The sequence below is a fragment of the Pseudomonas sp. NFACC13-1 genome (assembly GCF_900104425.1).
Classification (GTDB): domain Bacteria; phylum Pseudomonadota; class Gammaproteobacteria; order Pseudomonadales; family Pseudomonadaceae; genus Aquipseudomonas; species Aquipseudomonas fluorescens_AA.
This window is the reverse complement of record NZ_FMXV01000020.1, coordinates 115158-125155: the sequence shown is the minus strand read 5'-3', so window position 1 is coordinate 125155 and position 9998 is coordinate 115158. Positions and strand designations below refer to the sequence as shown.

Here is a 9998-nt window from a genome sequence, read left to right as displayed (position 1 = left end):
GCACCGATGAAATCCTTGGCGTGCACCTGGTGGGCCCGAGCGTCAGTGAGATGATCGGGGAGTACTGCGTGGCCATGGAGTTCAGCGCTTCGGCCGAGGACATCGCCCTGACCTGCCACCCGCACCCTACCCGTTCGGAGGCGTTGCGCCAGGCGGCCATGAATGTGGAGGGAATGGCGACGCAGATGTAGGAACAACGCAAAGCTAAAGTGAACACTTTTTATGGCGAGGGAGCTTGCTCCCGCTGGGCTCTGTAGGAGCTGGCGAAGCCTGCGATCTTTTGATCTTTCGCTTGAGACTCAAGTGTCTGGGGAAAGATCGCAGCCTCGTTGCACTCGACAGCTCCTACACCGCTCCTACAGAGCCAAGCGGGAGCAAGCTCGCGCCCACAATGGGTGCTTCACCTCAGGAGGCTGACATCCGGGCCTTGCGCCGCCGGCGACTGATCACCCCCAACACCACTGCCACCACCAGCACGAGCCCGCCCACTTCCAGCCAAACCTTGTAAGGTCGCAGCGTCGAGCGGATCGGGTCCAGGGCCTGGGTCACGTAGCGTCTGTTCGCCTTGCCGAAGTCCGGTTCCTGGCATTGATGACCAAAATCCCCAGCCCAATCCACGTACGGGCCTTCCTTCACGTAGCGCTGGTACAACGCGCTTTGCTCTTCAAGGCTGGAGTTGTACCCCACCGCCTTGCACAGCACCGCCGCAAACGCCTGGCTGGTATGGGGCAGGTAATCCGCCGCCTGGCTCGCCAGCGCCGTGGCGACAAACCGATAGTGATAACGCACGTCCGGCTGCGCGACGCTGGCCTGCTGGCGTTGCACTTCACCTTCGGCCACCAGTGGGCCGACGTTCAGCTCGACCGGCTCCAGGCTGTAATTGCCGCCCAGGCTGGCGTAGTCCGGCGCCATCTCATAGCCGAGCAGTTCCATACCCCATTTGCGCGCCATCCACGACGCTTGGAAATACGCTTCGGCCCGCCGGGTTGGCCACCATTTGGACTCGGCGTCCTGGCGCAATTGCCCATAGGCACGGGCCTTGTTCTGCAGGTCCGGGTTATCGAAATAAGCCGGCGCCTCATCAAAGCGCCCTTCCCTCAGCAAACGCCTGCCCAGCAGATTGCGCAAGCTCGCGGCCACCGGCAGCGGCACGTAGTTGTCTCGGTCCTCTTGGCTCAACGCCGGTGGCGCCGGGACTTGAGCGTCGACGTACTGCTTGAGCTCATCCACTGTGAGCACCCGCTCGGCGACGGCGGCAGCGTCGTACCAATAGTTGCTCTGGCCGCGATAGAGCTGATCGAAGGCTTGCAGGTAATCACCGCGCTGCAAGGCCAAGATCGCGCTTTCCCCTTCGACCCGGCACTTGGGTTGCACCGATTCGTAATTCCAATCCGGTGTGCGCCGGCTGCCCCAGGATTCATCGTTCGGAAACGCCTGGGCAGCCTTGGCATAGGCCGCCGCCGCGGCTACCTTGTCGCCGTCGCGCAAGGCCAGCTTGGCGCGCACCCACCAGGCCAGGCCTGTGTCCGGAGCCTTTTGCACAAACGCCTGGGCGTTGGCGTAATCGCCGTGCTGGTAACTCACCGCTGCCAAACGGTCAGCATCGTCCAGGTTGTCCCGGGCGTTGGTCTGCAACAGTTTGACCAGTCTTTTCTCACCCGAAGGTTCTTCACCGTCCCACCAGCCAACGCGGCTGAGCAGGTAGGCGGTGACCAGTCGCTGCACCGCTTTGGTCTTGAGCAGCTCGCCCAAGCGTTCATCCGACTCGACGCTCAGGCCTTGTGCCAATTGCAGCAACGAGCTGTAGCCGACCGGGGACCCTTGCAGGTTCTGGATCGCGTACAGACCGATGGCGCTGTCCCAGTCGTCGGCGGTGTAGGCCACTCGGGCTTCTTCGCCGAGACTGGCGATGCCCAGTTCCAGCGGATCGCTGAAGCCGGCGATGCTCATTTCCCGGGCCTGGCGAAACGCCGCTCGCGCCTGGTCCTGCAAGGCCACAGGGTCGCCGCTGCCCGCCTCGGTGCTCACGGCAAACAATGCCCGCCCAAGGGAATACGCGGCCCAGGTGCTGCGCAACCGTCGCTGGTCAGCCGGTAACGCCAGCAATTGCTGGAACGCTTCCACGGCGCGCTGATGCTCACCGACGTTAAAAGCCGTCGCGCCGAGCGCATACAGGCGCAGCTCATCGGGCAGGTTGGCCGCCTCGGTCGCCACCTGGTCGATATCGGTCAGCGCCCGCAGGCGCTCCACCACCGCTTGTTGCGGCGGGGTCAGGCCAATCTGCTCGGCCTGGTTGCGTTGTTCAACGTAGGAAGGCAGGTCGTCATAGCTGTAGTCCGGGTTGCGCGTCGCCTCGGTGGCCGGCTTGAGCCCGGCAATCGCCTGGCCGAGACGGCTGACCTCGAAGCGAAAGCTGCCTTCGGGCAACTCCGCCAGGGTCTGGGCGCGGTTATCCAGCAGGCGCATCGGGAAATCCGGCCCGCAGGCCAACGCCGGGCCCAGCGGCAGGCACAGGCTCAGGCACAGCAGGTGACGAGGCCACTTACGGGTAAACATTGAAACCTCCTTGGTCGATTTTCGTACAGCGCGCCCAGCCGATTGCTCGTTGGCTACCAGCCGCCAAGCGGCCCTCCTGAATGCGAGTGAAGGTAAGCAGTCCGGGGGTTTGTTGCAACGTATAACCGGCCAAGGCATCGACACCGTCACACGCCCCGACCGCCAACGTCAGGCGCTGGGGCCAGGGGCGGTCGAGATTGCCCTGGTTGACCAGCCGGATATCGTACAAACCGCCCCGCTCCTCCCACTGCAATGCCAGGCGACTGTCCAGGTGATCGCCCCGGGCGACGGCGCCGAGCGTGGTCAGGCTCCACGCTCGCCGGTCGCCGGCCAGAGGCAGACGAAACCAGATCAGCCCCGCGAGATGTTCCGGCGGGTCAGCCCGCAAATCCGCCGCAAGCCCGGCCACTTGTTGCGGATCGGCCAGCAACTCCCGACGCTCGCCGCCGCGATCGATCGGCACTTCGCTCTCCACCACCGGCACGCCGCTGTCCTGGGTCAACAGCGCCACGCCGTAGGCTGGCAGGGCCAGATAAAACGGCCGCGTGGTGACCTCGCTCCAGCGTTGTGCCCAGTACCGGGCCTGTTTCGGATCGAACAGCCCCTGCCGTGGATCGCTCACCGCGTGGACCTGCAGCACACTGCTGTCCACTGCGTCCAACAATCCCGGCAATGCGGGGCTGTCGAGCCAGGCCGGTAGCGCCGTGATGCTGAGCCGCAGGTTGGCCGGCAGGCTGTGCCGCAGTTGGCCGAGGAAGTTTCCATAGGCCGGCAGCCGTGCATTGCCGGCATCGTGGTCGACCTCCACGCCCACCGGGGTCAGGCCTTGGGCTTGCCAATCGCCCAGCACTTGCTGGATTTGCGCAATGATCTCGCCTTGGTCCAAGGCCTTGAGCTGGCCATCCAGGCGAATCACGGCGATCAGCGGACGGCCGTCCGCCTTGAGCAGGCCCGGGTCGATTCGCGCACGGCGCCAGCCCGCCCCGGGAAAAGCCTGCAACGCCAGCACCCGCAGCGTGGAAAAATCGCCCAGGCTCTGGCGCAGCGCCGGCTCATGAGCCTTTGTCCATTGGCGCTGCCAGATATACAACTGTTGATCCAGGACTGGGGGTGGCGGTTGTTCACAGCCCGCCAAAAGCAACACGGCGAGGGCCAGGGAGAGCCGGAAAAAAACAGTCATGAAGCCTTACCGCGCGCAAAAGATGTGCAGATTAACGCCGAGCGCGTCATTGTGGGAGCGAGCTTGCTAGCGATAGCGGTGTCTCAGTCAATCTATAGGCGGCTGCACCAACGCTATCGCGAGCAAGCTCGCTCCCACAGGGTTTGAGGCCTACCAACGTCATCAAGGCTTACGCGCAATAATCACCTGACTCTTGGCCACCACCGCGTCCAGCGCTTGCTTGATCTGCGCCCCGCGCGGTGAGTTCAGCACCGCTTGCCAGGTGTCGGCCCAGTGATTGAGCAACGGGTGGTCGGCGTTGCTGAAGTCGACCTTGGCCTCCCAGAACAACAGCATCCACATCGACCAATAGAACCCGTATTGGCTGTGGCTCAACACCTCCAGCCCGGCCTCGCTGACCATGGCCTTGAACTGCTCTTCACTGATGATGCGAATGTGGTTGGGCTTGCGGAAATACTCCGGCGCGGCGATGTCTTTTTGCAGGTCTTCGGAGCTGGGGTGCGGCACGCTCAGCAGGTACAGCGCGCCGGGCTGGCCGACCCGTACCAGTTCAGCGAGGAACTGCGCCGGGTCGTCGACGTGCTCGATGACTTCGGTGGACACTACCCGGGTGGCCGTGGCATCGGCAATGGGCAGCGGGTTGCAGTCGGTCACATGGCACTCGACGCCGCGCGCAGGGGTGTCGCTCAAGCGCTGGCGCGTGGCTTCGACCTTGGCCGCGTCGATGTCGGCGATGATGATCTTCGCCCCACGCATTCCGCAAAAATGCACGTTGCCGCCGTCGCCGCACCCCACGTCCAGCAACGTGTCCTCAGGCGTCACAGGGAAACCCGTGAACAGTTCGCCGGTTTGCTGGTTGAACCAGCCGCTGAGCATCGCATCGTGCAGCCCGAGCATGTACGGGTCGACTTTCTCGGCCACCGGTTCGGCGGGCGCGGGCGTGCCCGTGGTGAGTTTCTTCAAAAGGCTCAGCATGACGGGGCTCCAGAAACAGGAAGGACGGTTCGGGCGGCGGACAGGCGTTCGACCAACCGGGCGCCACGATTGCGCATGGGCATTTCGACCCAACGGTAGTTGAGTTCGCTCAACAGCCCGATCAGCAACAACGCACACGCCAGGGCCGGCCAGGGATGGCTTGCCGGGTCCGGCGAGCCCAAGGGGACGAAACGAAACCACAACTCGCGCAACAGGAAAAACACCGGGATGTGGATCAGGTAGATCCCGTAGGAACGACTGCCCACCCAGGTCAGCGCCGTTTTCAGCCGACCGCGGGGCAACAGGTAATCCCGATCGTAAGAGGCCACCCAGACCAGCACGGCGCTGAACACCGCAATGACCCCGAGACGGTAGAACGACAAATTGAAGTGCTCGGTCGCGATCCAGGCCATCACGCCACCAAGGCCCAGCACCAGCAGCACACCCAGGGGCGGGCGGCGCAGCCACGTGGGCTCGAAGCGCCAGTAGCTGGGCCGCAGGCTCCAGATCGACAACAACACACCCAGCGCCAAGGCATCGGTACGGATCACCGACAGCCACAGCCCCCGCCAGGTGAAAAACTGCACGAGCACCACCGCCAGCAGCACCCACACCAAATAGCGACGCGAGACGAATACCAGCAGCGGCAGGATCAAATAGAACTGCTCTTCCAACGACAGCGTCCAGTACACGAAGCTCGCGCCGTATTCATACTGCATGAACGCATCGGCAAAACGCAGGTTGGCGAATTGCAGGAAACCGGCCAGGGTCGCCTGCAGGTTGGCCTGCACGCTGCCGAACGCGCCGGAACGGTTCAGGAAGAACACCGCGAACAACACCAGCAGCAGCCAGAGCCAGGCCGACGGCAACAGGCGAAACGCCCGGCGAATCCAGAACTCCCGGGTGACAGCCCAGAATTGCCGGGGGCTGTCGCAGCGACGCAATTGCGGGATCAGGCTGCGCCCGATGACGAACCCGGAGATCGCGAAAAACAGGTCCACGCCCCACCACAGCTGGAAACTGTCGGCCAGGGCCGCCAGGCGCGGCCATCCGCCAGGAAACGGCATGCCTTGCAGGTGATGGAACAGCACGCCAATCACCGCAACGGCGCGCAGCAATTCGATGTCCAGGATCCGCTTGCCGCTCATGAAGTACTCCCGGAAGAAGGATCGGGTTTACGCGCGATGATGACCTGGCTCTTGGGCATGAACCGGTCCAGCACCTGCTTGATCACCAGGCCGTCGGGTTGCGTCAGCATGTCCTGCCAGAGGCTCGCCCAACGCTCCATCAACGGTGGATACGGTGCCTGGATACGGTCGCGCACGGCACCCTCGAGGTCCCGGCCAGCCGCTCGTTCGCTGGCCCAGAAGAAAATCATGCCCATGACCCAGAAAAACCCGCTGGCCTGGCGATGCTCGATCACCAGCCCGGCGTCCTCCACCAGCGCGGCGAATCGTTCGGCACTGAAGATCTGCACATGGTTGGGCGCTTGAAAATAGCCCGGCGGCGCGATGCCTTGCTGCAAATGCTCGCCCACCGAGGCCGGCACGCTGAGCAGATACTGCGCCCCGGGGCGGCCCATGCGCACCAGCTCGGCCATGAACGGCTCGGGCTCATGGATATGCTCGAGCACTTCCATGCAGACGATCTTGTTCGCACAGCCATCGGCCAGGGGCAGCGGCAGGCTGTTGCTGACCAACCCCAGGAACGGCGCGGCGGCCTGGGCTTCGACTTGGCGAGCCAGGTCGCGCACCTTGTCCTGTTCGCTGTCGGTAAAGATCACGGACGCGCCCTGGCGCATGGCAAACAGCGTCGCCACACCTTCGCCGCAGCCCACATCCAGCAAGGTATCGCCGGCCGTGATGGCAAAGCCCTTGAGCAATTCGCCGGTTTCACTGCGAAACCAGCCGTCGAGCATCGCGTCGTACAGGCCGGCATCCCGGGGCGAAACGGCCACCGGTGGCGGAGGCGCCACTGGCCTGCGCCCGGCCAACCATCGCCGGATCATGGCTGCGCCGCGTTCCGGCGACGCTCGGACAGTTGTTCGAAAAACGCCCGCAAACGCTGCTCGGCGTTGGCCTGGCTGCAGAATTTCTCCAGGCTGCGCACGGCATGGGCCGACATGCGGCGATACCGCTCGGGATCATTTTTAGCCACGTCGTAGCTGGCGCGGTAGGCCGAGCACAGCGAGTCCCAATCGGTGACATAACGCAGGGTCCGGTAAGCCGCACGCGGGTCGTGGGGCCAGGCGGTCAGTTCTTCGGTCGAATCCACCACGAAGGCATTGTCGTGATCGATGTAGTCGGCCATCGCCGTGTTCAGCGGCGCAATTGCCGGACGACCGCAGGACATGAACTCCATCAACGGCAGGCATTGCCCTTCGCCATAGGAACTGTTGACCACGTATCGGGTGGCTTCCACCAGCCGTTCGTAGTCCGCGTCCGCCAGGTAACCGTGAATCAGCACGATGCGGCAGCGGTACGACTGGTTCTTGTAGACATGATGGAGCATGTCGGTGAGCGCGGCGCCGACATCGTGATGAGTCAGCTTGAGCACCAGGGTTGCGTCAGGAACATCGCGAAACGTCGCGCAAAATGCGCTGATCATGTCCTTCCAGTTCTTGCGCCCGTCGTAAGGATTGAACACCGAGGTATAGATCACACCGTCCAGCAGTAACTCGCAATCCTCGGCCGGGCCGTCCAGCACCAGCGGCGTGCCGGCCTGATGCACCGGTGGGCCATAAGGCCGCAGGTCGGTGGTGCGACTGTCGATCAGCAGGCCACGCAACTGCAAGCGCATGTGATCCACGGTCGGCCGCTGGGCCAGCACCGCGCCACGGGCGGCAAAGCGGTCCCATACCGGCGCGGCGACAGCGGCGATAGGAAAGTCCGCGCCCATCACCTCACGAACGGTGTTGACGGTGAAGCTGGAATGGGTGATCGCCATGCCGGTCGCGCCCAAGACCACTCGCCAGTCGTGCCGGGCCTCGCCCTGCCAGCTTTCGGTAGGAATGGTGCTGAATTCCCAGGCGAACACCGGGATCGTCGGGCAGGCGTAGTGGGCAGCGGTGCGATGAGGCGGCGAAAACGACAGGAATACGCACTCCTCGCCACGCCCCAGGCAATCGGCGTACAACTGATCGACCTCTTCGTCAGGCCGGGTCACTTCGACCACCCGCCCCAACCGCTCCAGCACCGGGCGAAACTCCTTGAGCACGAAGTAATAGCTGTACTCGGGCTTGCCGAGGTTTTCCAGAATGTTGCTCTGGTTGGTTTCCGAATAAATGATGATCAACATGAGGCGCTACCTGCCTGGACCGCCAGCGGCAGCCCTTCGTCACAGCCTGGCTCCGCCAGGAAATCCGCCAGGCGCCGCTGCACCGGGGCGAACGCGCAATAGCGGCGCATCCGCTCGTTCGCGGCAGCGGCCATGGCCTGGTAGGCCTGCGGCTGGTGCTTGGCCATGGCGTAGCTCTGCTGGTAGGCGAGTTTCAATGAACCCCAGTCGGGTCGATGGCGCAGGGTGCGATACAAAATGCGCGAGTCTTCCGGCCAGATGGTCGGTTCGCGACTGGACTTGACGATGAAGGCCACCTCGGCGTCGATGTAATCGCGCATTGCCGTGTGGTCCGGTGCGATGACGGGGCGTGCACAGGACATGAACTCCATCAACGGCAGGCACAGGCCCTCGCAGCGGGACGCATTGACGTAGAAACTCGCCGCGCCATACAGCCGGGCGAATTGTTCGTCCTCCAGGTAACCGTGCATCACCACCACCCGGCAACTGAACGGCGACAGCTGGGACAGCAGCGTCAACAGCTCGACGTAGTAGGTCGACAGGTCGTTCTGAGTCATCTTCAGCACCAGCGTGGCGTCCTCGACGTCACGCAGGGCCCAACAGAATGCGGTGACCAACTGATGCCAGTTCTTGCGCCCGTCATCGGGGTTGAACACGCTGACGTACACCACGCCGCTGACTTCGGTTTCCACCACTTGGTGGGTGTCCGGCAGCACGGCCTGGGGATGTGCCGGTGCCGCCGGTTCGGGGGTAGGCTCTGGAACGGGCTCGACAACCACTGGCAGCGCTGCCGGCCCCCTCAGGATCCTGCTGGTGGCAACGCGCACCGGCACGGGCACCAGGTCGCGGACCGCCTCGCGATACCAGCACAGCAGGTTGTGCTTGCACAGCCACACGAGGCCCTGCTCGCGCTGGCCGGTGAAGGCGCGGATGACTTCGCGCAGGTAATGGCGGGAAATGAATGCGCGCCGCCGCCAAGTCAGAGGGGCTGGCTCCACGATCGGTTCCGGCTCTGGTTCCGGCACTTCTTCGAGGATCGGCGCGATCAAGCCATCGGCCGACAGCCCGAGGGGCCGGCTGTCGATGATGCAGCCCTTGATCTGCAAGGTCGTTCCCGGGTTGACCGGCAGGCTCGGGTGTCGCTCACGAACCGCCGCGAAACGCTCCCACAGCGGCGTGGGCAATACCAATACCGGGAAATCCTCGCCCAAGGTCCGGCGGATCGCCTCGGCCGTATGGCTGGACAAGGTAATCACCCGGCCATGACGGGCCAGCGTGCGACTCCAGTCATGCCGCAGGTCGTCGTCCCAGTGCTCGGCCGGGATCGAATCGAACTCCCAGGCCACCACGCAGACCATCGGGCAAAGCAGGTCCAGCGGCGTCTTGTGCGGGGGGGAAAACGAAAGGAACAAGCAGTCCTGCCCGGCCTGCTGCAGTGTCTGATACAGCGGATCGACCTCGGCGACCGACGACACCACATGCACCGGCCCCAGGCTTTCCAGCACGGGACGATAGGCCTTGAGCACGAAGTAATAGCTGTACTCAGGGCGGCCGAGGCTCTGGCTGATGGAGTGATCGTTTACGTCCGAGTAAAGAATGAAATTCATGGCATCCCATCATGGCGCCGCCGTCCCGGCGGCCCAACTTCATGACGGTCGAGTCACGCATCGAGCCGGCCCGGAGGCCGCCACGCGTCGCTCATCTCGCTACCCGTCTCGTTCTTGTTTTTTTGGTCCCGCCCCTGGGGTTCATCTCGAAGATCGAAACCAGGGACAGCGTGACGAGGGGCATTCTAACCACATCCGCCAAGGGTTCGTGAACCGCCCGGCAAGAATAAACCAGCTATAAATATGAGAACTGACCAGTCACGGTTTGCGCTGTTGAAATTGCTGCAAAATTGGCACAGATTGGTAACCAAACAACTACAACAAACGCTTCTCTAGGCTAATCGTTGAGTGGCTTTTCCCCGATCTTACGGAAATTTCCCACT

At 63.5% G+C, this 9998-nt stretch carries 7 protein-coding genes and 1 pseudogene; 1 reads left to right on the top strand and 7 read right to left on the bottom strand.

The annotated features are described in order from the left end of the window. Positions 1-191, top strand: a pseudogene (locus tag BLQ55_RS22390) (dihydrolipoyl dehydrogenase); the annotation flags it as partial. Between the two features lie 214 nt (positions 192-405). Here BLQ55_RS22390 and BLQ55_RS22385 read toward each other — a convergent pair. The 7 genes from BLQ55_RS22385 to BLQ55_RS22355 form a co-directional block, all read right to left on the bottom strand. Further along, the gene (locus BLQ55_RS22385) at positions 406-2556 is read right to left on the bottom strand and encodes a hypothetical protein (RefSeq protein ID WP_092257132.1); all 2151 of its coding nucleotides are present in this window, start codon (positions 2554-2556) and stop codon (positions 406-408) included. After that, complete coding sequence (locus BLQ55_RS22380) at positions 2543-3736, bottom strand: DUF3142 domain-containing protein (RefSeq protein ID WP_092257130.1); 1194 nt, start codon at positions 3734-3736, stop codon at positions 2543-2545. The genes BLQ55_RS22385 and BLQ55_RS22380 overlap by 14 nt, the downstream gene beginning before the upstream one ends. Before the next feature lie 162 nt (positions 3737-3898). Beyond that, positions 3899-4711, bottom strand: coding sequence for a class I SAM-dependent methyltransferase (locus tag BLQ55_RS22375; protein WP_072407604.1), 813 nt, complete (start codon positions 4709-4711; stop codon positions 3899-3901). Beyond that, on the bottom strand, positions 4705-5859 hold the full coding sequence (locus BLQ55_RS22370; RefSeq protein ID WP_092200282.1) for an acyltransferase family protein: 1155 nt from the start codon (positions 5857-5859) through the stop codon (positions 4705-4707). Before BLQ55_RS22370 ends, BLQ55_RS22375 begins: the two co-directional genes overlap by 7 nt. Continuing rightward, on the bottom strand, positions 5856-6719 hold the full coding sequence (locus BLQ55_RS22365; RefSeq protein WP_092257127.1) for a class I SAM-dependent methyltransferase: 864 nt from the start codon (positions 6717-6719) through the stop codon (positions 5856-5858). Before BLQ55_RS22365 ends, BLQ55_RS22370 begins: the two co-directional genes overlap by 4 nt. Next, entirely contained in the window at positions 6716-8008 is a 1293-nt protein-coding gene (locus tag BLQ55_RS22360) for a glycosyltransferase (protein WP_092257123.1), read from the bottom strand. Before BLQ55_RS22360 ends, BLQ55_RS22365 begins: the two co-directional genes overlap by 4 nt. Beyond that, on the bottom strand, positions 8002-9615 hold the full coding sequence (locus BLQ55_RS22355; protein ID WP_092257120.1) for a glycosyltransferase: 1614 nt from the start codon (positions 9613-9615) through the stop codon (positions 8002-8004). Before BLQ55_RS22355 ends, BLQ55_RS22360 begins: the two co-directional genes overlap by 7 nt. Positions 9616-9998 lie beyond the last annotated feature (383 nt).

Excerpts from the sequence above, each read along its gene's own strand:
- BLQ55_RS22385 (WP_092257132.1), bottom strand. The coding sequence starts at position 2,556 with ATGTTTACCCGTAAGTGGCCTCGTCACCTGCTGTGCCTGAGCCTGTGC.
- BLQ55_RS22380 (WP_092257130.1), bottom strand. The coding sequence starts at position 3,736 with ATGACTGTTTTTTTCCGGCTCTCCCTGGCCCTCGCCGTGTTGCTTTTG.
- BLQ55_RS22375 (WP_072407604.1), bottom strand. The coding sequence starts at position 4,711 with ATGCTGAGCCTTTTGAAGAAACTCACCACGGGCACGCCCGCGCCCGCC.
- BLQ55_RS22370 (WP_092200282.1), bottom strand. The coding sequence starts at position 5,859 with ATGAGCGGCAAGCGGATCCTGGACATCGAATTGCTGCGCGCCGTTGCG.
- BLQ55_RS22365 (WP_092257127.1), bottom strand. The coding sequence starts at position 6,719 with ATGATCCGGCGATGGTTGGCCGGGCGCAGGCCAGTGGCGCCTCCGCCA.
- BLQ55_RS22360 (WP_092257123.1), bottom strand. The coding sequence starts at position 8,008 with ATGTTGATCATCATTTATTCGGAAACCAACCAGAGCAACATTCTGGAA.
- BLQ55_RS22355 (WP_092257120.1), bottom strand. The coding sequence starts at position 9,615 with ATGAATTTCATTCTTTACTCGGACGTAAACGATCACTCCATCAGCCAG.